The sequence below is a fragment of the Neorhizobium petrolearium genome (assembly GCF_029854435.1).
Taxonomy (GTDB): Bacteria; Pseudomonadota; Alphaproteobacteria; order Rhizobiales; family Rhizobiaceae; genus Neorhizobium; species Neorhizobium petrolearium.
Genome location: NZ_CP123000.1, coordinates 5,086,591 through 5,112,413, shown reverse-complemented (window position 1 = coordinate 5,112,413; position 25,823 = coordinate 5,086,591). Strand labels below are relative to the sequence as shown.

Below are 25,823 nucleotides of genomic sequence, written 5' to 3'. Positions count from 1 at the left end.
TCCCTTCCTTTTTAGTTGGCCGGTTCGGCCGTTACATTTTTCGTTTCGCTCGCAGTCGGGTCGTTCAGGTGGCAGGCGCTGACATGACCGACCGCATTCTGTTTCAGCACCGGCCGCTCCACACGGCAGCGGTCGAACGCCTTCGGACAGCGGGGGTGGAAATGGCATCCCGGCGGCGGATGAAGCGGTGACGGGATTTCCCCCTTGATCGGCGTGAAAATGCGGTGGCGGTCGGCAACCGTCGGCAGCTCGCGAATGAGGGCCTGGGTGTAGGGATGTTTCGGATCATCAAAGAGTTCGTCGGGCGTGGCGCTTTCCACGACGCGGCCGAGATACATGACGACCACCCGGTCGCAGATATGCTTCACCACGCCGAGATCGTGGCTGATAAAGAGGTAGGTCAGACCGAATTCCCGCTTCAGGTCCATGAAGAGGTTGAGGATCTGCGCCTGGATGGAGACATCGAGGGCTGCGACGGATTCGTCGCAGACCAGCAGTTTAGGTTTCACCGCAAGCGCCCGGGCGATGCCGATGCGCTGCCGCTGGCCACCGGAGAACTGATGCGGATAACGATCGAGATAGGAAGCGTCAAGGCCGACGCGTTCGGCGAGCGAAGCAACATAGTCCCGCACTTCGCGACCCTTTACGATGCCATGCACACGCGGCGCCTCGCCGATCAGGTCGATTACCCGCTTCCTCGGATTGAGCGTCGACATCGGGTCCTGAAAGATCATCTGCGCGGAAAGCCGCATCGAGCGCTTTTCCTCGCCTTCCAGCGAAGTCAGCGGCTTGCCATTCCATCGCACCTCCCCGCCGCTTGCGGGCATGATGCCCGCCATCACCCGACCGAGTGTCGATTTTCCGCAACCGGATTCGCCGACGAGACCGACCACCTCGCCCGGATGAACGGCGAGATCGACCTCATCGACCGCATGTACGGTCTTCTCTTCCAGGCCCGCGCCGAAGAGGTTGGCGATCTTCTCCGCATAGTCGAGTTTTCGCGAAAAGCGTCGGCTGACGTCGATGGCTTCCACAAGCGGGGTCATCATGCGGCGCTCCGGAAATGGGGATGGAAGCAACGGAATTCGCGGCCGGCGGCGACCTCCAGCATAGGCTCGGTAGCGCAGATTTCGGTGGCGCGACCGCAGCGATCACGGAAGGCGCAGCCGGAAGGGCGCGACAAAGGCGACGGCGCGAAACCGGGGATCGGACGAAGCGGCTCGCCGCGCGGGACGGCAGCCGGAACCGCGCTGAGCAGCCCGGACGTATATGGATGACGCGGCTCGGTCAGCACGCCGTCCACCTGGCCAGCTTCGACGATCTTGCCCGCATACATGACCATGACCCGGTCCGCCAAAGCAGCAACCACGCCGAGATCGTGGCTGATCCAGATCAGCGCCATAGCGAACTCGGCGGCGAGTCGCTTGATTTCGAAGAGGATCTGCGACTGGATCGTCACGTCGAGCGCCGTCGTGGGTTCATCCGCAATGATCAGGTCCGGCCGGTGCAGGAGCGCAATGGCAATCGCCACGCGCTGACGCATGCCGCCAGAGAACTGGTGCGGATAGGCATCGAGCCGCTCCTCCGGAGAGGGAATGCCCACAAGGCCGAGCGCATCGCGCGACCGGGCGCGGGCTTCTGCGCGCGAGACCCGGTCATGCGCCTGCACGGTCTCGATCATCTGGGTGGCGACCGAGAGAACCGGGTTCAGCGTCATCATCGGATCCTGGAAGATCATCGCGATGCGTTTACCCCGGATCGTCCGCATGGCGGCGGGCGACAGCTTCAACAAATCCTCGCCTTTGAACAGGATCTGCCCGGAAACGACGCGGCCGGGCGGATCAACGAGGCCGAGGACCGAAAAGCCGGTGATCGACTTGCCGGAGCCGGATTCGCCGACCAAACCGACAATTTCCCTCTGGCCAACCGCGAAGCTCACGTCATCGACAGCCTTCAGCACGCCGCGACGGGTCATGAAATGGGTGGAAAGGTTCTTGACTTCGAGAATTGGTGTCATCGTGCTCACCTTTCGCCCAGTCTCGGGTTCAGCACCTCGCGGAGGCGGTCGCCGACCATGTTGATCGAGAAAACGAGCACGAGCAGCAACAAGCCGGGGTAGACGCTGATCCAGTATTCGCCGGACATCAGAAGCTGGTAGCCGTTGGCGATCAGCAGGCCGAGCGAGGGTTCAGTGATCGGCAGGCCGATGCCGAGGAAGGAGAGCGTCGCCTCCGCCGAGATGGCATGCGCGACCTGCAGCGTGCCGATGACGATCAGCGGTGGAAGACAGTTCGGCAGGATATGGCCGATCAGGATGCGCGGCGTCGAAATTCCAAGCGTTACCGCCGCCTCGACATAGTCCTTGTTCTTCTCGACCAGCGCCGCACTCCTGACGGCGCGGGCGAAGGTCGCCCATTGCACCAGGATCAGTGCGAAGATGACCTTCCAGAGTCCCTGCCCCAGCAGAGCAAGAAGCATCAGCGCGACGAGGATGGTCGGGAAACCGAGCATCAGGTCGACGATGCGCATGATCAGCGCATCAATGCGGCCGCCGAAATAGGCGGCGATCAGGCCGAGCACTGTGCCCACCACCAACGCGACGACGCCGGAGAACACCCCGACGCCGAGGCTGGTCCGCAGGCCATAGATCATCGCCGAGAACATGTCGCGACCCTGGCCGTCGGTGCCGAGCCAATAAATAAGACCGTCCATGCTTTCCGAGCCCGGCGGCAGCTTGGAATCGAGAATGTCGAGGACCGCGAGATCGTAGGGGTCCTGGGGAGTCAGATAGGGGCCGACGATCGCGGCGAAGAGCAGGATGATGCAGACAATCGCGGCAATAACGGTTTTGGGGCTCTCGGCAATGCCCATGACGAGACGGCCGAACAGAGTATCGTCACGGAATGAAGAAACGCGCGCATTCATTGGGCATCTCCCAGCCGAACGCGCGGATCGACCAGCGAATAGAGGATGTCGACCACGAAGTTGATGAAAATGAACAGGCTGACGATAACCAGCAGGTAGGCAACCACGACCGGGCGGTCGAGCCGCATGATCGAGTCGATCAGCAGCTTTCCGATGCCAGGCCAGGCGAAGATCGTCTCGGTCACGACCGCAAAGGCCAGCATGCTGCCGAGTTCGAGGCCGACCACCGTGATCAGCGGAATCAGGATGCTCTTGAAGACGTGGACGAACACGATGCGCTTTTCGGACAGGCCCTTGGCCCGGGCGAATTTGACGAAATCAAGCGGCAAGGTTTCACGAACGCCGGTGCGGGTCAGGCGGATCACCAGCGAGAGCTTGAAGAGCGACAGGTTGATCGCCGGCAATATGAGATGAGCGAGACCATCCAGCGTGAAGAGGCTGGACCGGATGCCGAGGAATTCTCCCATCTGGCCGCGTCCGGTGGACGGCAGCCAGCCGAGCCAAACGGAAAAGATCATGATCAGCATCATGCCCTGCCAGAAACTTGGCAGCGAAAAGCCGAAGATCGAGCCGGTCATGATCGCTTCATCGGTGGCGCTATTCGGCTTCAGGCCGGAGAGAAGGCCGAGCGGAATGCCAAGGACCAGCGCGAAAACGAGGCCGGTCAGCGTCAGCTCCAGTGTTGCCGGCAGGCGTTCGAAGATCAGGCTGATCGAGGGACGGTTGAAGACGAAGGAACGGCCCAGGTCGCCGTGCAACGCATTCCAGGCAAAGGTCAGGAATTGCTGCCAGAGCGGCTTGTCGAGGCCGAGCGATGTGATGACCTGCGCGCGTTCGGCGGGGCTTGCATCCGGCGAAATCAGCATCTCGATCGGATCGCCGATCGCATAAATGCCGATGAAGACGATAATAGCCGTTACGAGCAGGACAGCGATACTCTGCAGGAAGCGACGGATGACGAAGACCGTCATGACATGCGCTCCCGCTGATCCATCCCGGTGGGACAGAGAATTTTCATGGAGAGTGTTCCCCTGTTTTATTTGTTGAAAATGACGATAACGGCGTGTGGAAGATGCGCAATATTATGATTGGAATGCATGAACCTATGCGTTTTGTGCGCGGAAGCCTGTTTCGGTCTTCGCTTGTCTTCGCTGCAGCGTTACCTCTAAGATCGCGCCATGAACTTCAAGCAGCTCGAAATCTTCAAGACAATCATGGATACCGGCTCGACCATGGCGGCAGCCGCTCAGCTTGGCCTGTCGCAGTCGGCAATCAGCCGCCAGCTCGCTTCGCTTGAAGAGCAGATCGGGCGGGAACTTTTCCTGCGCGACAAAGGTCGGCTCATTCCGCGGCCCGAGGCGCATCTCCTTGTCGGTGAAGTGGATGACGTGGCCCAGAGCGTCGCGCGGCTCAGGATCAAGATCGGCGACGTCCGGACCGGCGCCTTCGGCGAGGCGCTCGTGCGCGTCGCCTTCCCGCACAGCCTGTCGACCACCATGCTGCCACCCATCGTCGCCCGCTTCAAATCAGACCATCCACGTGTAACCGTGGAGATCCTGAGCGGGCCTTATGACGCAATCGAACGGATGGTCCGCAACCGGGTCGCCGACCTTGGCTTCGTCCGCTTGCCGCCGGAGGAACATTCGTTCGATGCCCGGCCGCTCTTTGTGAGCGGCACGACCTGTGTCATGCCGGCCGGCCATCCGCTCGCAGCCAAGCAGACGATCGACGTCAACGACCTCGCCCGCAACGACCTGATCCTGCTCGGCCGGCAGCGCGTCAACCGCAATGAGCTGGAGCATGAGCTGCGCCGGATGGTGCCGACCTATCGCTGCAGCCTGGAGGTCCATTCGGTCGAAACCGCGTGCGCCTGTGCCGCACAAGGGCTCGGAATCGCGATCGTGCCCTCCCTCATCGCCGAGTTCTTCCGCAGCGACGCAATCGCCATGCGGCCTTTCCTGCCCGACAAGGTCTCCGATTACGGGATCATCACCATGCCAGGGGCGCCGCTGTCATGGACCGCCGAGGCCTTCATCAACATCATCAAGACAAATGCAACCGAAACGGCGCCTTGAATATCTCAGACCGGTCATCAGGTCAGTGCAAGCGCATTCTTGAGGCCCAGGCCCTGCTTGAGCTGGAGATCGAGATCGGCCTCGATGTGGTCGATGTGATGGACCATGAGCTGGGTGGCCCCTCGGCCATCGCCTTTTTCAAGCGCGTCGAGAATGGCAGAATGTTCCGCATGCCCGCAGCTTGACACACCGGAACGCCCGTATAACGCGATCACAAGCGAGGAGCGCGCAACGAGCTCATCCATGAATTTCTGCAGGATGAGATTGCCCGCGACGGAGGCCAGCATGAGGTGGAAGTCGCCCAACGCCTTGATCTCGGCGCGGCGGGCGGCAGGGCCGCGCTCGTTCATATAGCGCTCTTCTTCCTCAAGCTGACGGCGGAACTGTTCGATATCGGCAGGTGTGATGCGCTCAATAGCCGCCGCTACGATTCCCGGCTCGATCAACCGGCGGGAGGCGAAGATCTGTTTTGCCTCCTCCGGGGAGGGATTGGAAACGAACGCGCCGCGATTGCGCTCGGTTTTCACCAGCCCCTCGAACGCGAGCATCTGCAGCGCTGCACGCGCCACGGTGCGGCTGACATCGAAGAGCGAACCCACTTCGCTTTCGGAAAGCTTGGTTCCCGGCGTGAGCCGCCGATCGATGATCGCATTGCGCAATGCTTCGCGGATCGCCAGCGAGCGGTCCTCGGGCGATGTCTCGGTGAAGGTGATCTTCTCGTTGATATTCATGTCGTGATCCGATGCGGCCTCTTTGTAACGCGAGCGGTCGCAAAATACCAAGAGGATTGTTTTTGATCGAATCATAAGATTGCATACGATTTGCCCACGGAATCGAAACCGATCGCACGATTTTTGCGCAATATCTGGAACGAGTGCTCGTTGGCGAAGATAAATGCAAATCTTCCCAGAGACTTAAATGAACTGGCACGGTTGATGCTTTGCAATATGCGACGCAAGTGGAGTGCCGGATGAGCAAAGCAGCCGAAATCGACATCGCCTCAGTCTCGAAGATCTATGGCACTACCACCGCCGTGCATGCCATCAGCCTGAAAATTCCGGCCGGTACCTATTGTTGCCTGCTCGGACCTTCCGGCTGTGGCAAGACCTCGACGCTTCGGATGATCGCAGGGCACGAAAGCATTTCCTCCGGCGATATCCGCCTCGGCAATGCGGTCGTCACAGACCTGCCGCCCGCGAGACGCGGTACGGCGATGATGTTCCAGTCCTATGCGCTCTTCCCGCATCTCGACCTCGTCGACAATGTCGCCTTCAGCCTGAAGATGAAGGGCGTCAGCAAGGATGAGCGGCACGCCAAGGCGCTCGATATGCTGAAGCTGATGCAGCTCGAAGCCTATGCGACGCGACGCCCTGCCCAGCTTTCCGGCGGCCAGCAGCAGCGCGTGGCGCTTGCCCGCGCATTGATCACCGATCCGGAAGCGCTGCTTCTCGACGAGCCGCTTTCCGCACTCGACCCGTTCCTGAAGATCCGCATGCGCGCGGAGCTCAAGAAGCTTCAAACTTCGCTCGGCATCACTTTCGTACATGTGACGCACAGCCAGGAAGAGGCGATGGCGCTCGCCGACCTGATCGTCGTCATGAACGACGGTCGCATCGAGCAGGCCGCCCATCCGCGCGCCGTCTTCGAGCGGCCAGCGACGGCTTTCGTCGCCAAATTCATGGGTGACCACAACGTCATTTCCGGACGCGTGATCGAGAATTCGGACAGCATGTTAAAGCTGTCGGTGTCGGCCGGCGGCGAATTTCTCGCCGCCAATACCGGCGCAGCCGGCCTGACGGATTCCGCCGATATCGCTGTTCGGACCGATCGTGTCCGGATCGGCGAACCGTCGGAAAAGGGCCTGGGCTTCATCGGTTCGGTCACCAACGTCGAATATCGCGGATCATCCGTGAAACTATCGGTCAATGGAGCCGGCGTCGAGGACTTTACGGCCATCCTTTCCGACACCGCATTCTTCGCTAATCCGGTCAGGGTCGGCGAAGCCATCCCGTTGTGCTGGAACCGTGAGGACGTGGTCGTTCTCGGCCGCCTCAAGCACTGACGCCGCCTAAAAAAACCCAACCAGAGGAGAACAAAGGCAATGACTGACACAACCAAGATCAGCAGGGGCATTTCGCGTCGCTCGCTGCTGAAGACCGCTTCCGCTGCAGCCGGTCTAGCCGCCGGTTCCGGCGCCATCACCGGCTTTCCGACCATCTGGGCGCAGAATCCGATCACGCTGCGCCAGTTCGGCACCGGTGTTTCAAACCTCAACGCGATCGCCGAAAAGTGCAAGGCCGACCTCGGCATCACGCTGGAAATGACGGCAACCGACTCCGACGCCGCGGCGCAGCGCGCCGTCACCCAGCCGAACTCCTACGACATCGCCGACATAGAATACTGGATCTTGAAGAAGGTCTATCCGGCGGGCGTCATCCAGCCGATGGATGTGAAGAAGCTCAAGTATTACGACAAGGTCGTGCCGCTCTTCAAAACCGGCAAGCTAAAGCCCGACAGCGTCATCGCGCAGGGCACTGCGCCGCACACCGTCGGTTTCGTGGAAAAGCCCGGCACCAAGACCTTCGCAAAGGCCGAGACCCAGTGGTTCACCATGATGCCGACGATCTACAACGCCGACACGCTCGGCATCCGTCCGGATCTCGTCGGCCGTGAGATCACCACCTGGGCCGATATCATGGACCCGAAGTTCAAGGGCAAAACCTCCATCCTCAACATCCCGTCGATCGGCATCATGGACGCGGCGATGATCATGGAGGCCATGGGCAACATCAAATATGCCGACAAGGGCAACATGACCAAGGAAGAGATCGACAAGACGATCGATTTCCTGATCAAGGCCAAGCAGGACGGTCAGTTCCGTGCCTTCTGGAAATCCTTCGACGAGAGCGTCAATCTCATGGCATCCGGCGAAGTCGTCATCCAATCCATGTGGTCGCCTGCCGTCGCCGCCGTCCGCTCCAAGGGCATCGCCTGCAAATATCAGCCGCTCAAGGAAGGCTATCGTTCGTGGGGCGGCGGTCTTGGTCTGGCCTCTCACCTCTCCGGCGCCAAGCTCGATGCGGCATACGAATACATAAACTGGTACACGTCCGGCTGGGTCGGCGCCTATCTCAACCGCCAAGGCTACTACTCGGCGGCGATGGAAACCGCCAAGCAGCACATGTCCGAGGACGAGTGGGGCTTCTGGGTCGAAGGCAAGCCGGCCAAGGGCGATATCGTCGCGCCGGACGGCAAGGTGATGGAGAAGGCCGGCGCAGTTCGCGACGGCGGATCGTTCGACGAACGCATGGGCAAGGTCGCATGCTGGAATTCCGTCATGGACGAGGACCGCTACATGGTCCGTCGCTGGAACGAGTTCATCGCAGCCTGATCCGTCAGCAGTTGCGGCGGCCACGAGTCTCCTTCTCCCCGCACGAACGGGGAGAAGGTGCCCGGCAGGGCGGATGAGGGGCAGACCCACAGGAGCAGCCATCATGGCGACGATGACATCCTCGGAAACGGGAAAAGCCAAAGGCGCACGGGCGAGGGGTTTCCGCCTGTCGCCCGTCCTGATCTCCTATCTCCAGGCAGCGCCACTGACGCTGATCCTCGGCGGCTTCCTGCTCATCCCGATCCTGATGATCGGCATCGTCAGCTTCTGGGACTACGATTTCGCCCAGATGTATCCGGATTTCGTCACCTTCAACTACGCTGAGACGCTCGGTTCCTGGGTAACCTGGAAAACCTATCTCAACACCTTGAAATTCGCCTTCCTGGTCTGGGTGATCACGCTCTTCATCGGGTTCTGGGTCGCCTATTTCCTGGCCTTCCACATCCGCACCACCGCCATGCAGATGGTGCTGTTCCTCGTCTGCACGGTACCCTTCCTAACCTCGAACATCATCCGCATGATCTCCTGGATACCGGTCCTCGGACGCAACGGCCTCGTCAACTCGGCACTGATCAATGCCGGCATCGTTTCCGAACCGGTCGAATGGCTGCTCTACTCGGATTTCGCCGTCGTGCTCGCCATGGTGCATCTCTACACGCTCTTTATGGTGACGCCGATCTTCAATACGCTGATGCGCATCGACAAGACGCTGGTCGAGGCCGCCCGCGACGCCGGCGCATCCGGTTGGCAGGTCCTCACCAACGTCATCATCCCGCTTGCCAAGCCCGGTATGGCGATCGGCACGATCTTCGTCGTGACGCTGGTCATGGCGGATTTCTCCACCGTACAGGTCATGTCCGGCGGACAGAGCGCCTCCGTTGCGCTGATGATGAAAAACCAGATGTCGCTGCTTCAATATCCGGCCGCAGCGGCGAATGCCGTCGTGCTGCTCGTCCTCGTCCTCCTGATGGTCGCGGGGATCCTGCGCATCGTCGATATCCGCAAGGAGCTCTGACATGCATTCCGAAAAGCGCTCCCGCGAGTTCTATATCCTGACGATCTTCTTCGCAGTCTTCGTGCTGTTCCTCTACGGCCCGCTCTCGGCGATCCTGATCCTGTCCTTCCAGGGGCCGAACGGCGGCCTCACCTTCCCGCTGAACGGCCTGTCGCTGTACTGGTTCTTCAACCTGTTCGAGACCCAGGCGGTCGGTGATTTCGGCGGCTCCTTCCGTCGTTCGCTGATGCTGGGGCTGATGGTGATGATCGTAACGGTGGTCGTATCGTTGCTGGCCGGTCTCGCCTTCCGCCGCCGTTTCAATGGCGCAACTCCGCTCTTCTATCTTTCGGTTGCCAGTCTCGTCGTGCCGTCGATCATCATCTCGCTCGGCATTGGCGTGCTTTTCCAGCAGCTCGGCTTTCAGCCCGCCTGGTATTCCTCAGCCTTCGGGGCGCATCTGACCTGGACGCTCCCCTTCGGCGTGCTGATCATGTTCGCCGTCTTCAACCGCTTTTCGCCGGCCTACGAGGAAGCCGCGCGCGATCTCGGTGCGACCTCATGGCAAACGTTCCGCCATGTCGTGCTACCGATGATCGCGCCGAGCCTCGTCGGCGTCGGCCTGTTCGGTTTCACCCTCTCCTATGACGAGTTCGCGCGCACCCTGATGACAGCCGGCACCTTCAACACGCTGCCGCTCGAAATCTACGGCATGACGACCAATGTCACGACGCCGGTGCTTTACGCCCTCGGCACGGTGACGACAGTGTTTTCCTTCCTCGTTATTGCCGGCACGCTGGGCTTCATCGTCCATCTCAACCGGCGCCGCCAGCGGTCGTGAAGCAGAACCATGCGCATCCTTGTTGTCAATCCCAACACCACCGCCAGCATGACGGCGACCATCGAAGACTCTGCCGCCCGTGTAGCCAATACCGACACCGAGATAGTCGCAGTCACCTCCTCCATGGGGCCGGTCTCCATCGAAGGATATTACGACGAAGCCTTCGCCGTGCCCGGCCTTCTGATGGAAATTGCCAAGGGCGAGACGGCAGGAGCGGATGCCGCCATCATCGCCTGCTTCGACGACACCGGCCTCGATGCCGCCCGCGCGCTCGCCCATATTCCGGTCATCGGCATCTGCGAAGCGGCGCTTGCCGCGACTGCCTTCATTGCCCAGCGTTTCACCATCGTCACGACCATGGAGCGCTCGCGTCTGCCGCTCGAACATCTTGTCCATCGCTACGGCATGGCGGGCCGTTGCAAGGTGCGCGCCGCCGACATCCCGGTTCTCTCCCTGGAAGATCCGAACTCCAACGCACGTGACCGATTGCGCAGCGAGATCGCCACCGCGTTGCGCGACGACGACAAGGCGGAAGCGATCGTGCTCGGATGCGCCGGCATGGCAGATCTGACGGCCGAGCTGCGGGCGGAGTTCGGCGTACCCGTGGTCGACGGCGTCGCAGCAGCGGTCAAGCAGGCCGAGGCACTCGTCGCACTCGGGCTTTCCACGGCCAAGCGCGGCGCCTATGCTTCGCCGCTGTCGAAACCCTACAAGGGCTTGCTCGAGGCATTCGAGCCGCGCAAGATCGCCGCCTCATGACCACCGATCCGATCATCCGCCCGCTGACGCTTGCCGAGACCACGACGCTCGTGGATTGGGCGCGCAGCGAAGGCTGGAATCCGGGACTTGCCGATGCACCGGCCTTTTATGCCGCTGACCCGCAAGGGTTCATCGGCTGCTTCGTCGATGATGAAATGGCCGCCGGCATCTCCGCCGTGCGGTACGGCGCCGATTTCGGCTTCATCGGGCTTTACATCGCCCACCCCGATTTTCGCGGTAAAGGCTATGGCCGCAAGGTTTGGGACGCAGGCATGGCGCATCTCGAAGGAAGAACCGTCGGCCTTGACGGCGTTCCCGAGCAGCAGTCGAATTATCGCAGCATGGGTTTCGAAACAGCCTATCAGACGCTTCGATGGAGCGGCAGCCTCGTTGGCGATGCGGCGAACGAAGTGGTCGGCATCACTGCCGCTCTTACTACCACCGTGACTGCTTTTGACCGAAAATTCTTCCCGTCGGAACGCGATGCTTTTCTCGCCGAATGGCTGAAGCCGCCGAGGCTTGCCAAAGCAGTCCTCAAGGATAGTGAGATCCGTGGCTACGCAGTCGGCCGGAAATGTCACGACGGCTATAAAATCGGCCCTCTGTTTGCCGAAAGCATGGCTGACGCCGAACGGCTTCTTAGGGCTTGCGCGGCCGAAGCGGGAGGTGCCCTTTTGCATATCGACGTCCCAGCCTCACAGGCCGAGTTTTCCGACCACCTGGCGGCCTACGGTTTTTCCAAAGGCTTTACGACGGCGCGCATGTATCGCGGAAAGGCTCCCGTTGTGCAGATGCAAGGTGTCTTCGGTATCACGACACTCGAACTCGGCTAATGGGCGAATATTGCAATGTCTACATAAGTCTCGGTCAGTGTCTCAGAACAGAGCCGGTTCAAGAAATCGAGACGACCGGCCGGTTTGAAAACCTTTCGATCATGTCAGGGCTTGTCCCGCACTTCCGATCGCTTCGCCGGAGCGCATGACAGACCGGCGGCAACCGGACCCAGCCACGATCAGGAGAGAGCCACCTCCCGTACCTCCTTGAAGAGCACGCTTTGGTCTGTGAGGTATTTTGCGAATATCGGCAGGCTCGCACCGCCGATCGCTCGCGCCTGGGAACCAACCTGGCCTTCGATGATATCCGGAATGATCACACCCTGAAGGTCCAGCTTCGCAGCTGCTTCGATGGTGGACGTCACGATACGCTTTCGCACCCAGGGAGGAAAACCTCCATCGATCACGGCCGCGCCGAAATCGATGATCGAAGCCGCGGCAATGATTGCCTGGGCAAGTGCATCCGCAGTCTGCTGGATCCAGATGTCCAGCGATTCCCCGAAATCGATCCAGTCGTCGGCGGAATACCACAGCGGCTGCGGATCGATATTCCGTTCCCGCAAGAGGTTCTCCAGAACGAAGATCGACGCTATGTCCAGCAGCTGTCTCGTTTCACCGGCTTTGCCACGAACTGGCAGCGGGCCGACTGCGCCAGCCGTTCCAGTGCGGCCGGAAAAGATCGCCGAGTTCAATACAATTCCGCCGCCAATAAACGAACCGATGAAAAAATATACAAAATCGGGATAGGCGGATCCGACACCGAATACGAGTTCTGCGCCGCAGGCGCTGGTTGCATCATTTTGCAGATAGACAGCGTGCCGGACACGGCTTGCGATCTCCGCCTGCAGATCGAACCCCCGCCAGGCATCCATCGCTCCTTCCGGAGCGCCCACTTCATCTGCCCAGTTCCAGAGTTCGAATGGTGCAGCGATACCGATCCCTGCTATGCGGCTTCGCTGAACATCGTCAAGCTGCCCTTCGAGCCGTGCGATGCCTGCCGTAATGATCTCAAGTATTTTCCAAGGCAGCGGATAGGCGTAAGTCTCATGATGCTGAAGACGAATCTTGCCTACGAAATCCATCAACACGAGGTCAGCGCTGCGCCGACCGATCTTCACCCCGAACGAATAAACCGCATCCGGATTGAGGCGCATCGGCACCGAAGGCTGGCCGACCCGTCCGCGCACGGGTTCTCCGCGCAAGAGCAGCCCATCTTTCTCAAGTGCGCGCATAATGACGGAGACCGTTTGGGCAGAAAGCCCGCTGCGCCTTGTGATATCCGCCTTCGACATAGAGCCATGGAGGCGCACCAGCGAGAGGACCAGCCGTTCGTTATAGGCCCGCACGCGCACCTGATTGGAACCGCCGGTAAAATTACCCAGCAGTGTATGGCCTTGTGCCACACCATCTGAAACCGACATCGGCTCTTTCCTCCCAGAATGCTCAGTCACTTCGCACCATCACGGGCGATACGCATATCCGCTCGACGCTCCGCCGCAAACCAAAGGCGCATGGTGCCCAAAAATCACATTCTCAACCTCCACCTCTCACGGACTATGGCACGCAAAATAAATAATTCAATCGGAATTAATTATTGACAGGCTATTTCAACTCGTTCTTAATTGTCGGAGTTAAGGCACAGGATGGCTTGGAGGAAGCACTTGCCGAATTCGGGCACCGGTGTCGTTGTCGGTCCGCATGGCGGACAATTTAGCTCTGGGAGGAGACCATGAACAAACCCATACTTTCCGTCGCATTCGGCGCTTTGGCCCTGGGCGTCGCATTTTCCGCGCCTGCAAAGGCCGCGGATGTATCCGCCTGCCTGATCACCAAGACCGATACCAATCCGTTCTTCGTCAAAATGAAGGAAGGCGCGTCCGCCAAGGCCAAGGAACTCGGCGTGACGCTGAAATCCTACGCCGGCAAGATCGACGGCGACAGCGAAAGTCAGGTTGCGGCGATCGAAACCTGCATAGCGGACGGTGCCAAGGGCATCCTCATCACCGCATCCGACACCAAGGGCATCGTTCCGAATATCAAGAAAGCGCGCGATGCCGGAATTCTGGTGATTGCGCTCGATACACCGCTTGAACCCATCGATGCTGCAGACATGACCTTTGCAACGGACAACCTGTTGGCCGGCAAGCTCATTGGTCAATGGGCGAAGGAAACGCTGGGCGATCAGGCCAAGGATGCCAAGGTTGCCTTCCTCGATCTCACTCCCTCACAGCCCTCGGTCGACGTCCTGCGTGACCAGGGCTTCATGATGGGCTTCGGAATCGACACCAAAGACCCAAACAAGATCGGCGACGAGGACGATCCGCGCATCGTCGGCCACGACATCACCAACGGTAACGAGGAAGGCGGCCGTACGGCGATGGAAAACCTTCTGCAGAAGGATCCGACCATCAATGTCGTACACACGATCAACGAACCTGCCGCCGCTGGTGCTTATGAAGCTCTGAAGGCGGTCGGCCGCGAGAAGGATGTGCTGATCGTCTCCGTCGATGGCGGCTGCCCGGGCGTCAAGAACGTCGCGGACGGCATCATCGGCGCGACCTCGCAGCAATATCCGCTGCAGATGGCGGCCCTTGGCATCGAGGCGATCAAGAAGTTCGCCGACACCGGTGAGAAGCCGAAGCCGACCGAAGGCAAGGATTTCTTTGATACGGGTGTGACGCTCGTCACCGACAAGCCCGTATCCGGAATCGAGTCCATCGATACGAAGGATGGCCTCTCCAAGTGCTGGGGCTGATCCTTCTATGACCAGGGTGGGGATGCGCTGCCATCCTCACCCAATCTTTGACAGAAGACCGAAGAAAGCGCAGCCTGAATATCCCCGGCTGCGGACCACGTGTCCGGCTGAGGGGGCCCATGGGAGCGGGTCTTCAAGCGGAGGAGTTTCGATGAGCGAGCCAACGGCCGCCACGCCGCATCATGAATACGAAAAAGTTCTCAAGGACAGTGCTGCGGAGGTCGCATCCTTCGACACGCATGAGAAGACGGTCGTCCAGAGGTTCCGGCATTTCCTGCATACAAGCCCGTCGGCGGTATCGCTGATCGTGCTCGTCGTATCGCTGCTGGTCTTCGGAATTCTTCTCGGTGGAAAGTTTTTCAACGCCTTTTCGTTGACGCTGATCCTGCAGCAGGTGGCGATCACCGGCATCGTCGGCGCGGCCCAGACGCTCGTGATCATAACGGCCGGCATAGATCTTTCCGTCGGTGCGATCATGGTATTGTCCTCCGTGGTTATGGGCCAATTGGTGTTCCGATACGGACTTCCCGTCGAAATCGCCATTCCCTGCGGTTTCGCAGTCGGCGCCTTGTGCGGCTTCATAAACGGTTTCCTAATCGCACGAATGAAGCTGCCGCCGTTCATCGTGACGCTCGGTATGTGGCAGATCGTGCTCGCAAGCAATTTTCTCTACTCGGCCAATGAGACGATCCGCGCTCAGGAGATCGAGACGACGGCGCCGCTTCTGCAATTGCTGGGCAATAATTTTCGCTTAGGCGGCGCCGTTTTCACCTATGGCGTCATCGCGATGGTCCTGCTCGTCGCGCTCCTCTGGTATGTGCTAAACCACACGGCCTGGGGCCGCCATCTCTACGCGGTCGGGGACGATCCCGAAGCGGCAGAGCTTTCCGGCGTGAACGTCAAGCGCATGCTGATTTCGGTTTACGTGCTGGCCGGCATCATCTGCGCACTGGCAGGCTGGACATCGATCGGCCGCAACGGTTCGGTCTCTCCAACGATTGGACAGTTCGCCAACATCGAATCCATTACTGCCGTCGTCATCGGGGGCATATCGCTGTTCGGTGGCCGTGGCTCCATCCTCGGCATGGTGTTCGGTGCACTGATCGTCGGCGTGTTTTCGTTCGGGCTTCGTATGCTCGGCACCGATGTTCAATGGACCTACCTCCTGATCGGCGTCCTGATCATCCTCGCCGTGGCGGCCGATCAATGGATCAGAAAGGCAGCAAGCTGATGGCCCAGGAATCCAATACGCAACCCATTCTCACCGCACGCGGGCTCGTCAAGCGCTATGGGAGGGTCACGGCTCTCGACCATGCCGATTTCGACCTCTATCCCGGTGAAATCCTGGCGGTCATCGGCGATAACGGTGCAGGCAAGTCCTCGCTGATCAAGGCAATCTCCGGCGCGATCCACCCGGATGAAGGCGAAATCCGCATGGAGGGCGAGGTTGTCCACTTCTCCTCGCCCAACGAAGCGCGCAAAGCCGGCATCGAGACCGTGTACCAGAACCTTGCGCTTTCGCCGGCGCTCTCCATCGCCGACAACATGTTTCTCGGCCGGGAAATCCGTAAACCGGGCCTCATGGGCAAGATCCTTCGCAAACTCGACCACGCAGCCATGGAGAAATTCGCCCGGGCTAAACTTTCCGAACTCGGTCTGATGACGATTCAGAACATCAACCAGGCCGTCGAGACCTTGTCCGGCGGCCAACGTCAAGGCGTTGCGGTGGCGCGTGCCGCCGCCTTCGGTTCGAAGGTCATCATTCTAGACGAGCCGACGGCAGCGCTCGGCGTGAAGGAAAGCCGCAGAGTCCTCGAACTCATCCTTGACGTCCGGTCGCGCGGCATTCCGATCGTGCTGATTTCGCACAACATGCCGCATGTCTTCGAGGTTGCCGATCGCATCCACATCCATCGCCTGGGGAAGCGGCTTACAGTGATCAATCCGAAGGAATATACCATGTCCGATGCGGTTGCGTTCATGACAGGCGCCAAGGCGGCCGCTCAACCAGCGGCGGCTTGATCGCAGGCTTTAGGTTTTCGTTGTAAGGCCGGAATTGCCTATCTCATGGCGAAGAGTTCCTGATGGAACCGTTGTGAGACGGGCATTCCCTGTGCAGCGAAGTCGCGACGCAGGACTTCGCCAAAGCCTACCGGACCGCAGAACCAGATGCTTGCCTCGCGCCAATCCGGCACTGCGGCACGGATGCGCTCGCCAGTCAGAAGGCCGTCGCGTGAATCGACCAGAACATGCAGGCGGATATCTGCCGCTTCGGCATCTCCCGCCAGTTTGGCAATGGCTTTCTCGTCATAGTCGGCGGTCGTGTGAAACAGATCGACAACCGGCCGCCGACAGTGATCCGGGTTCGTTCGTCGCTCCAGCGCACGATGCTTCATGGCTGCGATGAACGGCGTTATGCCGATGCCCCCACCGACCCAGATTTGCCTCGGCTGGCCATTGTCGAAATCGAAGCAGCCATACGGCCCTTCGACCTTCATCTCCTGCCCTATGTGCAGTGTTTCACGCAGGCGGCTGGTATGATCGCCCAATTCCTTGGTGACGAAGGTGATGCGCCGCTCACTATCATTCCAGCCTGAGGCGATTGTATATGGATGCGCGCCTTCGGATGTGTCTGAAGTCACGAATGCAAACTGGCCGGCCTTGTGGCCGGGCCAGCCCTCCGGCACCTCGACCTCCGTCTCGAGCGCTCGAACGCCCGGGCAGTAGTGAAATGAGGTAATCCTTCCCCGAACCTGCCGTCCCGCACCGACGCGTCCCAACAGCACAATCACAGCGCTGTAGGTGCCTGCCGCCAGAAGCAGGCCTGTGACCACCCCGACAGGGGACGCCCAATAGTTGAACGTGGTCAATACCACCGAGTGAAACACCAGTACCAGATACACGAGGGCCAGCAGGCGGTGTGTTTTGTAGAATAGTTTATAAGGAAACTGCCTGATGAGCGCCAAGGCGATCAACAGTACCGCGGCATAGAACGCCCACTCGCCCACTCCTTCCGCCGAGCCGCGCAGCGTCATGAAGAATTGCTCGATGGGATTTTCGATCTCTGCCCTTGCGCCGCGGGCCGGCCGTTCAAGCCATCCCAGGCTCGTCGCCCATTTCGGAGTCTCGCTCCATAACCAATGGACTATAGATATGGCCAAGGCCGCGATGCCAAACCACTTATGCAGGCGATACATCTTGTCCAGTCCGCCCAGCCAGGGCTCCGGCAAGCGCGGACGCAGCGCAAGAACCATTGCGACGCTCATGCAGCCTATCGCGACGATGCCGCTGTATTGCATCATCGCAGCACGAAGCGCAAAGACGTTAGCCGACTGAAAGACAGAGGGCTCCGCCGACAGCCATAACCCGCTCAACAACACGAGAGCACCCCAGAAGGCGAGTCTTATATTCCGCATGGCTATTACTCTCACTGATGACCGGGTTTGCGTATCGTGGAGTGCCGCTGCATGTCGTTGACGCATATCAAGGCCCGCGAGCACGAGCGCCGTAGTTCAAAGAGAGTTGGCGCGCGCTCACATTGGAGTCGACATGCTGTGGTATAGATCGAATACCTGCTGGCGGCTGAACTCGCTGCCCTGCGTCGTGACCGCCGCTGCGCCTGCTGCGATTCCTAGTCGGAATGCTTCATCGAGCGGATAATTCTGCGCCAGGGCCCAGACCATTGCGCCCGTGAAACTATCCCCCGCGCCGACAGAAGATCGAACCGGGACGGCGAGCGCGGGTTCTTTGATGACTTTGTCAGCGCCTGCGACAAGCGCTCCCGCCTGTCCCATGGTAACGACCATATACTTCGCCGCGCCGCGTCTTACGATCATCTGTGCGGCCTCTGCCGCCTGCACTTCGTCCAGGGAATGACCGACGACATATTCCAGCTCGTCGAGGCTCGGTTTCACGAGATAAACTTGAGTCTCGGAAAGTGTCTCCTTCAGCGCCTCTCCCGAAGCATCAAGAACAAACCGGCTCCCCTTCCTCAGGAACAGCTGCGCCATTCTGGCATAGGTGTTCGTCGGTGCACCGCGTGGAAGACTGCCGCTCGCCACCACATAGTCTGCGGTCGAAGCCTCAAGCGTCTCGAACATGACTTCCACTTCCCGTTCGGAAATGACGGGGCCTTCGGGAACAAAGCGATATTCAAGACCGGTCGATATTTCCTGCACCATGAAAGCAACGCGAACGGCGCCGCTCATCGGCACAGGCCGAAGAGTAACGCTCATTCCCTTCAGGGCATCCTCAAGAACATTGCCCGTCGCTCCCCCGGAGAAATAGATCAGATCCGGATGCTCACCAAGCTCAGCCAGGACCCGGGCCACGTTGATACCGCCGCCGCCGGCATCCTGCCGCTGGTTGCGTGTCCGCATCTTGCGGGTCGGGACAAGCTTGTCCACATCGCTGGCAATGTCGACAGTGGGATTGAGCGCGATACAAAGGATCCGAGACAACGCACACCTTTCGTTACTGCTTCGAGCTCGTCGTCCAAGTGACTCTGACCAGACCGGTACCTGCAGCCGGTCGAGAACCTACCGCGCAAGAAAGACAGGTCGGCTCGGATGTTCCAGCATCGACCGGGTTACACCGCCAAAAATGCGTTCGCGCATGCGCGAATGACCGTAGGCACCCATGACGATCATATCCGCCGCAACGTCATCGGCATATTGCTTCAGCGTCTCTGCAACCGTCCGGCCGTCGCTCCTCAATACATCGGCACTGAAGTTGACACCATGCCTGGCGAGATAGATGCCGATTTCCGCCCCCGGCTGCTCAATCCCGGGTTCGGGATCGACCATGCCCCCGTGAACTTTGCTGGCGGCTTTCAAAAACTCAAGTCCCTGTTTGGCGGCCTTCGCCGCTTCCGGCGTGTCATTCCATGCCAGCACCACGGAGTGGGGTTTTAAGGTGGGGATCGCATTCCGGGGGATGATCAGGACGGGTACGCTCGAATGAAAAAGGGCGCCGTCGACGACCGCACTTTTCAATGGGCTGTCGGCCGCCAGTTCAGGACCGATAACCAGCAGGTCGGCATAACGCGCCTGACGCGCAACGACATTGTCGACATAGGTCCATTCGGTATAGATATCGACGATGTCATGAGGAACTTCCGTCTCCTGCAGAAGGTCCTTTATTTTCGTGCTCCGCTCAGCCAGCTTTGATCTATCGGCGTCTCTTTCTTCCAGCCATGCCACTGAAACATGTTCGGCATATTCGCCGAGCGGCGGCGGTGCTGCGATTGCGAGCAGCAGGACGGAGAGATGCGCACCGGACGACCGGGAGAGTTCGACTGCCGCACGAAGATCACTGTCCGCGTGATCGCACCGGATCACGCTCAAGATGGTTGTGAACGACATCATCCTTCCTCCTCTCATCAGTTGAAAGAAATCCTGATACCATCGGCACCCCGGCACCTTGATTTCCGTCAACCCGGCTTCTGGGGAATCAACTAATTGATTGTCCATAGAGATCCACGCCGCGCCGAAGCGGCCGATTGTTATGGAGGTTAGCATTGAAACGCGACCCGAAGATTACGTTTCACGGAGCAGCCGGCACCGTTACAGGTTCCTGCTTCCTTCTTGAGACCGGCGAGAGCCGCGTCCTCCTGGATTGCGGAATGTTCCAGGGCTCGAAGACCGAGAAGGAGCTGAATTACCGCCCTTTTCCGTTCTCGCCGGCGTCGTTGGATGCCGTCATTCTCACGCATGCGCACATTGATCACAGCGGGCTGCTGCCCAAGCTTGTGAAAGACGGCTTCACCGGCCCAATCTATTGTACTCCGGCGACGCTGGATCTCTGCGCAGTCATGCTGCCGGATTCCGCCCATATTCAGGAAATGGAAGTCGAACAGCTCAACCGGAGAAACGAACGGCGGGGCCGCAAGCCCGTAGATCCGATCTATAACGCGGCGGACGCCGCGGTAGCACTGGTGCAGATGAGGCCTCATCCTTTTGAACGATGGGAGGAGCTCTCACCGGCAATCCGCTTCCGTTTCTGGAATGCCGGACATCTTCTCGGTTCCGCGTCGGTCGAAGTCGAGATTGTCACCGGATCCGAGCGCCGACGGCTTCTCTTCTCCGGCGACATAGGCCCCCACCACAAGCTGCTCCAATTCGATCCGGATGCTCCTGCAGGTTGGGATTACGTGATCTGTGAGAGCACCTATGGCGATGTCGATCGCCACGACCCCTCTGATGAAGAGCGGCGAAAGATGCTGCAAGAGGAGGTAAAACTGGCTGCCCGCCATAGTGACGGAGCTCTTCTCATTCCTTCATTTGCAGTCGAACGGACCCAGGAACTTCTGGCCGATCTCGTCGATCTCATGGACAAGAGTGAGATCGCGCGTTGCCCGATTGTCATCGATTCGCCTCTAGCTCTTCGAGCCACTGAAGTCTTCAGGAAACATTCCCGCGAACTCGAGCATGGGCATCTTCTGCTGCGCGCTCTCGAAGCCAGGAACGTCCGGTTCACCCAAACTGCCGAACAGTCCAAGGCAATCGACAACATGCGAGGCTTCCACATCGTTATCGCCGCGAGTGGCATGTGCGAAGCCGGTCGGATTCGACATCGCCTGAAGAACTGGTTGTGGCGGGAGGAAGGTACCGTTCTTCTGGTCGGCTATCAGGCCACCGGAACACTTGGGCGTTTCCTGGAGGACGGCGCCTCGACCGTTCGGATTCAGGGCGACGACATCGCTGTTCGAGCAAACATCCGCAGGCTCGACGTCTACAGCGGCCACGCCGACGGGCCGGAACTGGCCGAGTGGATTGCGGCGCGCCTGCCGGTAAGGAAGGCCGTCTTCCTGGTGCATGGCGAACTGCCGGCAATTGCGGGAATGAGAGAGCGCATCTCGCTGCTGCAGCCCGAATTAACTGTAGTGGCGCCTAGCCTCGATGCGACCTACGACCTCACGTCCAAGGGAGCCGTAAACGTCTCGGATGTCGAGGCCCCGCCCCGGCTTGGCGCGCTCCAGGTCGGCCGCAAAGACTGGCACAACGACTTTCAATCGCTGGTCCTCGATCTGCAGGAAAGGTTGGACGAAGCGGCGGATGAAAAGGCGCGCGGCATAATCCTCCGCAAAGTCAGACGCGCGCTCGATGCAACCGATCAATAGGTTCTTTGCTTCAGGTTACGGCACCAGCACAGCGGCGCCGCTCAGACGCCCCTTTCGAAGATCGTCAAGTGCCCTGTTCGCATCGGCAAGAGGATAGACGACTGTATGCGTTTTCACATTCGCGGCGGAGGCGATCGGAAAGAACTCCATCGCATCGTCTCTCGTCAGGTTCGCCACGGAGGCCACCTTCCGCTCGCCCCAGAGAAGAGCATAGGGCATCTGCGGAATATCACTCATATGGATGCCACCACAAATGACCCGTCCGCCCTTGCGTATTGCCTTCAAAGCCAACGGCACCAGATCACCGACCGGCGCGAAGATGATCGCCGTATCGAGGACAGCCGGCGGCGATTCATCTGAACCACCCGCCCAGGTCGCGCCCAAACTCAGGGCAAAGGTCTGTGCCTGCCGATCTTCAGGCCGTGTGAAGGCATAGACCTGCCTGCCTTGCCATACGCAGACTTGCGCAATGATGTGGGCGGCAGCTCCAAACCCATAAAGCCCTATTCTCTTGCCTTCTCCCGCCTTCTTCAGGGAACGCCAGCCGATCAGGCCCGCACAGAGAAGCGGTGCAAGGGAAACGGGATCGGCTTCTTGGGGCAGATCGAAGGCATAGGCTGAATCAGCGACCACATGGGTGGCAAAGCCGCCGTCCCGGGTATAACCGGTGAAGAGCGGCTCGTCGCAGAGGTTTTCCGCGTTCGACCGGCAGTACGGGCAATGACCGCAGGTATGGCCGAGCCAGGGAATGCCGACCCGCGAACCGATGCGCTGAGGGGAAACCCCTTGCCCGACTGTTTCAACGATGCCAACGATCTCATGGCCGGGCACAAGGGGGAGTTTCGGGTTTGCGAGATCTCCCTCGACCACATGCAGATCGGTCCGACATACCGCGCACGCCTCCACCCGGACGAGCAGTTCGCCGGATTGCGGTTCAGGATCCGGCCGTTCCGCCAGCTCCAGCGGCTTGCCTACCTCATGCAATATCATCGCCTTCATGACGTAACCTCGTCCTCGTCTGCCCCGGACCTCAGCGCTGCAGTTCGCCTCGCTTATCGGGCCATATGATCGAGTCGCTTTCTTGATTCCGGAGACCATATTGCTGCGAAGGCAGCAACAGGAGAATTGCCAGGACCATCAGAACCATCGCAACGAGAAGCCAGAACACCAGTCGGCTCATGATGAAGCGGCGAAGTTGCATCCCGAAGTCCTCGATATGCATGTCTCTTGCCCCGCCATAACATCTTCGGATCGATCGAGGTGCTTATGTTTGCAGTCTAGCGAAACATTGCAGGCATCATTTGATGCATCTCAACGAGCGGTAACGATGTTGACCCATGCTCGAAGGCATCGATGGTTGAAGTCGCTCCAAAATCGCGATCTGCTCCTATCGCTTCAACCGAAGATGAGCCTTATGATCGATAGATGAGAGGAAGACTTTCATCGACACCGGGCACTTCAAGCTTGCCTCTCGTTGGATACATGCGACCATTATTGCGGTGAAGCGCAATCTGATATGGAGACTGACGTGGGAAAAGAACAAAAAACAGGCAAAAAAGCAGCTGCGGAAGCAGATCGTGCGAAAGAGCAGGACGATTATCTCGAAGAGGCGCTGGAGGAGACATTTCCAGCAAGCGACCCCATAGCGCCCGGTCATCCGCAGGAACGGCCGGCCGGCTCACCGCGCAAGAAGCCCGATTGAACGTTTTTCGCTCGTAGCCAGGATATTCCCCATTGCCATGTTCGAGGATTCTGTAAGCAGCTCCTTTGTGATCAAGGTCAATGAATCAAACAATTGGCCCGCTATCATTCAAGGCGTCTTCCTCACCGACAGCCGAGGCGTTCTTGATGGTTTTCGAAGAGCGGCAACGCGCGTTGCGGTCCTTTCCGACGGCAACCAGGCATCGGCTGCCGTCATTTAATTGCGAGCTCGTCCAGCACGTCCTGATCGGAAAGCTGCGAGAAATCCTGGTAATAGGCCCCGACCGCGCCGAAGCCGGACGGAGTTTCAAGGCAGATCACCTCGTCCGCCTCTCCTTGAAGTTCGGCGACGAGGTCGGCAGGAGCGACCGGAACCGCCAAAACGATCCTGGTAGGATGACGCATTCTCAAGGCCTTGAGCGCAGCTCTTGCGGTCGAGCCCGTAGCCAACCCGTCATCGACGACGATCGCAATTCTTCCCTCAAGATCATCACCTGCCAAATGCCCCGCATAGACTTGCTGCCGGCGATGAATCTCTTCAAGCTCCTCTCTGCAACGCGCCTCGAAGACCTGGCCGGAGATGCCCGCGAGCGCGATAACTTCGTCGTTGCGTACGACGACGGGTTTTTTGCCATCGATAATAGCGCCCATGGCAAGCTCGGGATTCCGAGGCAGGCCGACCTTCCGCACGAGAAGCAGTTTAAGCGGTGCTTTCAGCGCCACGGCAACTTCCGCCGCTACGGGAACACCTCCCCTGGGAAGTGCAAGAACGATGCATGGCTGCCCTTGATAGCTCTCAAGCGCCTGCGCAAGTTGTCGCCCTGCCTGCCTGCGATCATGGAACATTCAGCACCTACCCATGCAGCAGCAAAAATGACGTCGTGGCATTCTGCAGATTGCACTTCGCCTTTATTGTTCATGACACCATGATAAGAACGGCTCCACCTTGACAAGCATCAAGGTCTTTTGCCGCCAGTCGATTAGCTTCTCAAAAACTGAATTCGTGGAGGACGACGCCAACCGTCGAAACCGAGGTTCAAAATGAAAGCGATGGGTGCTGCCGTTGACGAAGATACGACTGAGAAGCTGCAGGCATCCGTACCAACTGTGCCTGACCTCAATCTCGGGGTAGCAACCAAGCTGCGCGAATATGCGGATCTCCTTGTTCAACAGGGCGAGGGAGGATTTCGCTCCCGCGCCTATTACAAGGCAGCAGATGTGACTACGGCCTTGAAGCGCCCCCTTAACGAGATACTCACCGAGCAAGGCCGCATGGGTCTGGTTGCTCTCCCCGGCATCGGATATGGAATTGCGGCAGCCATCATAGAGATTTTGACGAGCGGCCATTGGAATCAATTGGCAAGGCTGCGTGGCGATCTGGCGCCCGAGATCCTGTTCCGGACAATACCCGGCATCGGTCCCAAACTGGCCGACCGCCTGGCAGACGAGGGGCATGTCGAGAGCCTTGAAGACCTCGAATACGCCCTGCATTTCGGCGATCTCGCTGTGAAGGGAATTGGCGAGCGGCGAAAACGCATGATCGCCTCCGCGCTTGCCGAGCGGCTTGGGCGACCCACCGTTATTGCGAGCGGCCAAAGGACGGCACCTTCCGTTTCACTGCTTCTCAATGTCGATCGAATGTATCGGGAGAAGGCGGCGGTCGATCAATTGCCCAAAATCGCCCCTAGACGATTCAATCCGAAAGCTGAAACATGGCTGCCGATCATGCATATCCGCCGGAACGGCTGGTATTTTACCGCTCTCTACTCGAACAGCCGTCTGGCCCATGAATTGAACAAGACGCATGACTGGGTCGTGATCCATTATCAGCGCGATAGCGAGCCCGAAGGTCGATGCACAGTCGTGACGGAAACGCACGGCCCCATGGCCGGACGGCGCATCGTAAGAGGTCGGGAAGCCGAGCAGGAAGAAAAGGAATCCCAAACATGAAGCGAGGAATTGGCAGCGAAGAGGTTGTGGCACCGGAACTGGCGATTCCGCTCGAAACGATCTGCTTCATAATCATCAAGGCGCGCGAGTTCGACGTGAAGGAAGGGGTGAGCGAGCCCGACCCTGGGTCGAACCCGACCGACGACAACGAGGTGGCCGTCCTGCAGGATCATCCGGATGATCCGGTGCAAGAAGAACTGACGTCCGTTATTTCGGACCTTTCCGATGACGCGCAGGTTGATCTCGTCGCTCTCATGTGGCTTGGCCGTGACGGCTACACGGCAAGCGACTGGGCCGACGTGCGCCAACAGGCGGCGGATGCGCACAACGAGCGTACGGCAGCATATCTCCGCGGCAATCCGTTGCTTTCTGACCATCTGGCCGCCGGACTGGACGCTATCGGCCTCTCCTGTACGGACTACGAGAGAGAACACCTATAGCGGCCGTCGAAGGCGGATGGCGGGCGGCGGTACCGCGCC

General features: G+C 59.5%; 27 protein-coding genes. 15 read left to right on the top strand and 12 right to left on the bottom strand.

All coding sequences use genetic code 11. The features are described from left to right. Positions 1–11 precede the first annotated feature (11 nt). From QEO92_RS24635 to QEO92_RS24620, 4 genes are read right to left on the bottom strand one after another with little or no spacing between them, the layout of a single operon-like run. The gene (locus tag QEO92_RS24635) at positions 12–1,046 is read right to left on the bottom strand and encodes an ABC transporter ATP-binding protein (protein WP_227705258.1); all 1,035 of its coding nucleotides are present in this window, start codon (positions 1,044–1,046) and stop codon (positions 12–14) included. Beyond that, the gene (locus QEO92_RS24630; RefSeq protein WP_227704762.1) at positions 1,046–2,017 is read right to left on the bottom strand and encodes an ABC transporter ATP-binding protein; all 972 of its coding nucleotides are present in this window, start codon (positions 2,015–2,017) and stop codon (positions 1,046–1,048) included. The genes QEO92_RS24635 and QEO92_RS24630 overlap by 1 nt, the downstream gene beginning before the upstream one ends. A 5-nt stretch (positions 2,018–2,022) precedes the next feature. Further along, positions 2,023–2,925, bottom strand: a complete 903-nt coding sequence (locus tag QEO92_RS24625) for an ABC transporter permease (RefSeq protein WP_037152251.1) — start codon at positions 2,923–2,925, stop codon at positions 2,023–2,025. Then, positions 2,922–3,896, bottom strand: coding sequence for an ABC transporter permease (locus QEO92_RS24620; protein ID WP_227704761.1), 975 nt, complete (start codon positions 3,894–3,896; stop codon positions 2,922–2,924). The genes QEO92_RS24625 and QEO92_RS24620 overlap by 4 nt, the downstream gene beginning before the upstream one ends. Positions 3,897–4,103: 207 nt before the next feature. On the opposite strand from QEO92_RS24620, the gene QEO92_RS24615 reads away from it, so the two are divergent. After that, positions 4,104–5,000 carry a LysR family transcriptional regulator gene (locus QEO92_RS24615; protein ID WP_037152246.1) on the top strand — a complete coding sequence of 299 codons (897 nt, stop codon included), beginning with the start codon at positions 4,104–4,106 and terminating at the stop codon, positions 4,998–5,000. 17 nt (positions 5,001–5,017) lie between these two features. Here the strand turns inward: QEO92_RS24615 and QEO92_RS24610 are convergent, their stop codons facing one another. Next, positions 5,018–5,731, bottom strand: a complete 714-nt coding sequence (locus tag QEO92_RS24610) for a GntR family transcriptional regulator (protein ID WP_227704760.1) — start codon at positions 5,729–5,731, stop codon at positions 5,018–5,020. A gap of 239 nt (positions 5,732–5,970) precedes the next feature. Here QEO92_RS24610 and QEO92_RS24605 point away from each other — a divergent pair, with 239 nt between their 5' ends. From QEO92_RS24605 to QEO92_RS24580, 6 genes are all read left to right on the top strand, one after another. Beyond that, on the top strand, positions 5,971–7,062 hold the full coding sequence (locus QEO92_RS24605; RefSeq protein WP_227704759.1) for an ABC transporter ATP-binding protein: 1,092 nt from the start codon (positions 5,971–5,973) through the stop codon (positions 7,060–7,062). Between the two features lie 39 nt (positions 7,063–7,101). Next, complete coding sequence (locus QEO92_RS24600) at positions 7,102–8,391, top strand: ABC transporter substrate-binding protein (protein WP_227704758.1); 1,290 nt, start codon at positions 7,102–7,104, stop codon at positions 8,389–8,391. A 103-nt stretch (positions 8,392–8,494) separates the two neighbouring features. Next, positions 8,495–9,406 carry an ABC transporter permease gene (locus QEO92_RS24595; protein WP_227704757.1) on the top strand — a complete coding sequence of 304 codons (912 nt, stop codon included), beginning with the start codon at positions 8,495–8,497 and terminating at the stop codon, positions 9,404–9,406. A gap of 1 nt (position 9,407) precedes the next feature. After that, complete coding sequence (locus tag QEO92_RS24590; RefSeq protein WP_227704756.1) at positions 9,408–10,226, top strand: ABC transporter permease; 819 nt, start codon at positions 9,408–9,410, stop codon at positions 10,224–10,226. Positions 10,227–10,235: 9 nt separating this feature from the next. Continuing rightward, positions 10,236–10,985, top strand: coding sequence for an aspartate/glutamate racemase family protein (locus QEO92_RS24585; protein ID WP_227704755.1), 750 nt, complete (start codon positions 10,236–10,238; stop codon positions 10,983–10,985). Then, positions 10,982–11,818 carry a GNAT family N-acetyltransferase gene (locus QEO92_RS24580; RefSeq protein WP_227704754.1) on the top strand — a complete coding sequence of 279 codons (837 nt, stop codon included), beginning with the start codon at positions 10,982–10,984 and terminating at the stop codon, positions 11,816–11,818. The genes QEO92_RS24585 and QEO92_RS24580 overlap by 4 nt, the downstream gene beginning before the upstream one ends. 179 nt (positions 11,819–11,997) lie before the next feature. On the opposite strand, the gene QEO92_RS24575 is transcribed toward QEO92_RS24580, so the two are convergent. Continuing rightward, positions 11,998–13,239 carry an ROK family transcriptional regulator gene (locus QEO92_RS24575; protein ID WP_227704753.1) on the bottom strand — a complete coding sequence of 414 codons (1,242 nt, stop codon included), beginning with the start codon at positions 13,237–13,239 and terminating at the stop codon, positions 11,998–12,000. Between the two features lie 308 nt (positions 13,240–13,547). Here QEO92_RS24575 and QEO92_RS24570 point away from each other — a divergent pair, with 308 nt between their 5' ends. From QEO92_RS24570 to QEO92_RS24560, 3 genes are all read left to right on the top strand, one after another. Beyond that, positions 13,548–14,573 carry a sugar ABC transporter substrate-binding protein gene (locus QEO92_RS24570; RefSeq protein ID WP_227704752.1) on the top strand — a complete coding sequence of 342 codons (1,026 nt, stop codon included), beginning with the start codon at positions 13,548–13,550 and terminating at the stop codon, positions 14,571–14,573. A 151-nt stretch (positions 14,574–14,724) separates the two neighbouring features. Then, positions 14,725–15,804: an ABC transporter permease gene (locus QEO92_RS24565; RefSeq protein WP_037152217.1), complete on the top strand. Its 1,080-nt coding sequence runs from the start codon at positions 14,725–14,727 to the stop codon at positions 15,802–15,804. Continuing rightward, entirely contained in the window at positions 15,780–16,595 is an 816-nt protein-coding gene (locus QEO92_RS24560) for an ATP-binding cassette domain-containing protein (protein ID WP_407721888.1), read from the top strand. Before QEO92_RS24565 ends, QEO92_RS24560 begins: the two co-directional genes overlap by 25 nt. 38 nt (positions 16,596–16,633) lie before the next feature. Here QEO92_RS24560 and QEO92_RS24555 read toward each other — a convergent pair whose 3' ends face one another. From QEO92_RS24555 to QEO92_RS24545, 3 genes are all read right to left on the bottom strand, one after another. Next, on the bottom strand, positions 16,634–17,989 hold the full coding sequence (locus QEO92_RS24555) for a ferredoxin reductase family protein (protein ID WP_227704751.1): 1,356 nt from the start codon (positions 17,987–17,989) through the stop codon (positions 16,634–16,636). Between the two features lie 117 nt (positions 17,990–18,106). After that, complete coding sequence (locus QEO92_RS24550; protein WP_037152211.1) at positions 18,107–19,033, bottom strand: 1-phosphofructokinase family hexose kinase; 927 nt, start codon at positions 19,031–19,033, stop codon at positions 18,107–18,109. 78 nt (positions 19,034–19,111) lie between these two features. Further along, positions 19,112–19,939, bottom strand: coding sequence for a universal stress protein (locus QEO92_RS24545; RefSeq protein ID WP_052182895.1), 828 nt, complete (start codon positions 19,937–19,939; stop codon positions 19,112–19,114). Positions 19,940–20,091: 152 nt separating this feature from the next. Between QEO92_RS24545 and QEO92_RS24540 the strand changes: the two genes are divergently transcribed. Further along, positions 20,092–21,693, top strand: a complete 1,602-nt coding sequence (locus QEO92_RS24540) for an MBL fold metallo-hydrolase (RefSeq protein ID WP_227704750.1) — start codon at positions 20,092–20,094, stop codon at positions 21,691–21,693. 15 nt (positions 21,694–21,708) lie between these two features. Here the strand turns inward: QEO92_RS24540 and QEO92_RS24535 are convergent, their stop codons facing one another. Together QEO92_RS24535 and QEO92_RS24530 are read right to left on the bottom strand one after the other, a co-directional pair. Beyond that, on the bottom strand, positions 21,709–22,692 hold the full coding sequence (locus tag QEO92_RS24535; RefSeq protein ID WP_227704749.1) for a zinc-dependent alcohol dehydrogenase family protein: 984 nt from the start codon (positions 22,690–22,692) through the stop codon (positions 21,709–21,711). A 31-nt stretch (positions 22,693–22,723) separates the two neighbouring features. Next, positions 22,724–22,915: a hypothetical protein gene (locus tag QEO92_RS24530; protein ID WP_037152202.1), complete on the bottom strand. Its 192-nt coding sequence runs from the start codon at positions 22,913–22,915 to the stop codon at positions 22,724–22,726. Positions 22,916–23,209: 294 nt separating this feature from the next. Here QEO92_RS24530 and QEO92_RS24525 point away from each other — a divergent pair, with 294 nt between their 5' ends. Together QEO92_RS24525 and QEO92_RS24520 are read left to right on the top strand one after the other, a co-directional pair. Next, positions 23,210–23,395, top strand: a complete 186-nt coding sequence (locus tag QEO92_RS24525; RefSeq protein WP_227704748.1) for a hypothetical protein — start codon at positions 23,210–23,212, stop codon at positions 23,393–23,395. Between the two features lie 37 nt (positions 23,396–23,432). Further along, on the top strand, positions 23,433–23,615 hold the full coding sequence (locus QEO92_RS24520; RefSeq protein ID WP_227704747.1) for a hypothetical protein: 183 nt from the start codon (positions 23,433–23,435) through the stop codon (positions 23,613–23,615). Here the strand turns inward: QEO92_RS24520 and QEO92_RS24515 are convergent. Next, positions 23,608–24,240, bottom strand: coding sequence for a phosphoribosyltransferase (locus tag QEO92_RS24515; protein ID WP_227704746.1), 633 nt, complete (start codon positions 24,238–24,240; stop codon positions 23,608–23,610). The two genes, QEO92_RS24520 and QEO92_RS24515, sit on opposite strands and share 8 nt — an antisense overlap. Positions 24,241–24,435: 195 nt before the next feature. Between QEO92_RS24515 and QEO92_RS24510 the strand changes: the two genes are divergently transcribed. Both QEO92_RS24510 and QEO92_RS24505 read left to right on the top strand, forming a co-directional pair. After that, positions 24,436–25,344 carry a helix-hairpin-helix domain-containing protein gene (locus tag QEO92_RS24510; protein ID WP_227704745.1) on the top strand — a complete coding sequence of 303 codons (909 nt, stop codon included), beginning with the start codon at positions 24,436–24,438 and terminating at the stop codon, positions 25,342–25,344. After that, positions 25,341–25,784 carry a DUF3775 domain-containing protein gene (locus QEO92_RS24505; RefSeq protein WP_227704744.1) on the top strand — a complete coding sequence of 148 codons (444 nt, stop codon included), beginning with the start codon at positions 25,341–25,343 and terminating at the stop codon, positions 25,782–25,784. Before QEO92_RS24510 ends, QEO92_RS24505 begins: the two co-directional genes overlap by 4 nt. The last annotated feature ends 39 nt before the right edge of the window (positions 25,785–25,823 follow it).

Excerpts from the sequence above, each read along its gene's own strand:
- QEO92_RS24520 (WP_227704747.1), top strand. The coding sequence starts at position 23,433 with ATGTTCGAGGATTCTGTAAGCAGCTCCTTTGTGATCAAGGTCAATGAA.
- QEO92_RS24580 (WP_227704754.1), top strand. The coding sequence starts at position 10,982 with ATGACCACCGATCCGATCATCCGCCCGCTGACGCTTGCCGAGACCACG.
- QEO92_RS24535 (WP_227704749.1), bottom strand. The coding sequence starts at position 22,692 with ATGAAGGCGATGATATTGCATGAGGTAGGCAAGCCGCTGGAGCTGGCG.
- QEO92_RS24555 (WP_227704751.1), bottom strand. The coding sequence starts at position 17,989 with ATGCGGAATATAAGACTCGCCTTCTGGGGTGCTCTCGTGTTGTTGAGC.
- QEO92_RS24530 (WP_037152202.1), bottom strand. The coding sequence starts at position 22,915 with ATGCATATCGAGGACTTCGGGATGCAACTTCGCCGCTTCATCATGAGC.
- QEO92_RS24505 (WP_227704744.1), top strand. The coding sequence starts at position 25,341 with ATGAAGCGAGGAATTGGCAGCGAAGAGGTTGTGGCACCGGAACTGGCG.
- QEO92_RS24615 (WP_037152246.1), top strand. The coding sequence starts at position 4,104 with ATGAACTTCAAGCAGCTCGAAATCTTCAAGACAATCATGGATACCGGC.
- QEO92_RS24570 (WP_227704752.1), top strand. The coding sequence starts at position 13,548 with ATGAACAAACCCATACTTTCCGTCGCATTCGGCGCTTTGGCCCTGGGC.
- QEO92_RS24590 (WP_227704756.1), top strand. The coding sequence starts at position 9,408 with ATGCATTCCGAAAAGCGCTCCCGCGAGTTCTATATCCTGACGATCTTC.
- QEO92_RS24560 (WP_407721888.1), top strand. The coding sequence starts at position 15,780 with ATGGATCAGAAAGGCAGCAAGCTGATGGCCCAGGAATCCAATACGCAA.
- QEO92_RS24630 (WP_227704762.1), bottom strand. The coding sequence starts at position 2,017 with ATGACACCAATTCTCGAAGTCAAGAACCTTTCCACCCATTTCATGACC.
- QEO92_RS24625 (WP_037152251.1), bottom strand. The coding sequence starts at position 2,925 with ATGAATGCGCGCGTTTCTTCATTCCGTGACGATACTCTGTTCGGCCGT.
- QEO92_RS24575 (WP_227704753.1), bottom strand. The coding sequence starts at position 13,239 with ATGTCGGTTTCAGATGGTGTGGCACAAGGCCATACACTGCTGGGTAAT.
- QEO92_RS24595 (WP_227704757.1), top strand. The coding sequence starts at position 8,495 with ATGGCGACGATGACATCCTCGGAAACGGGAAAAGCCAAAGGCGCACGG.
- QEO92_RS24605 (WP_227704759.1), top strand. The coding sequence starts at position 5,971 with ATGAGCAAAGCAGCCGAAATCGACATCGCCTCAGTCTCGAAGATCTAT.
- QEO92_RS24610 (WP_227704760.1), bottom strand. The coding sequence starts at position 5,731 with ATGAATATCAACGAGAAGATCACCTTCACCGAGACATCGCCCGAGGAC.
- QEO92_RS24635 (WP_227705258.1), bottom strand. The coding sequence starts at position 1,046 with ATGACCCCGCTTGTGGAAGCCATCGACGTCAGCCGACGCTTTTCGCGA.
- QEO92_RS24565 (WP_037152217.1), top strand. The coding sequence starts at position 14,725 with ATGAGCGAGCCAACGGCCGCCACGCCGCATCATGAATACGAAAAAGTT.
- QEO92_RS24545 (WP_052182895.1), bottom strand. The coding sequence starts at position 19,939 with ATGATGTCGTTCACAACCATCTTGAGCGTGATCCGGTGCGATCACGCG.
- QEO92_RS24585 (WP_227704755.1), top strand. The coding sequence starts at position 10,236 with ATGCGCATCCTTGTTGTCAATCCCAACACCACCGCCAGCATGACGGCG.
- QEO92_RS24600 (WP_227704758.1), top strand. The coding sequence starts at position 7,102 with ATGACTGACACAACCAAGATCAGCAGGGGCATTTCGCGTCGCTCGCTG.
- QEO92_RS24510 (WP_227704745.1), top strand. The coding sequence starts at position 24,436 with ATGAAAGCGATGGGTGCTGCCGTTGACGAAGATACGACTGAGAAGCTG.
- QEO92_RS24515 (WP_227704746.1), bottom strand. The coding sequence starts at position 24,240 with ATGTTCCATGATCGCAGGCAGGCAGGGCGACAACTTGCGCAGGCGCTT.
- QEO92_RS24525 (WP_227704748.1), top strand. The coding sequence starts at position 23,210 with ATGGAGACTGACGTGGGAAAAGAACAAAAAACAGGCAAAAAAGCAGCT.
- QEO92_RS24620 (WP_227704761.1), bottom strand. The coding sequence starts at position 3,896 with ATGACGGTCTTCGTCATCCGTCGCTTCCTGCAGAGTATCGCTGTCCTG.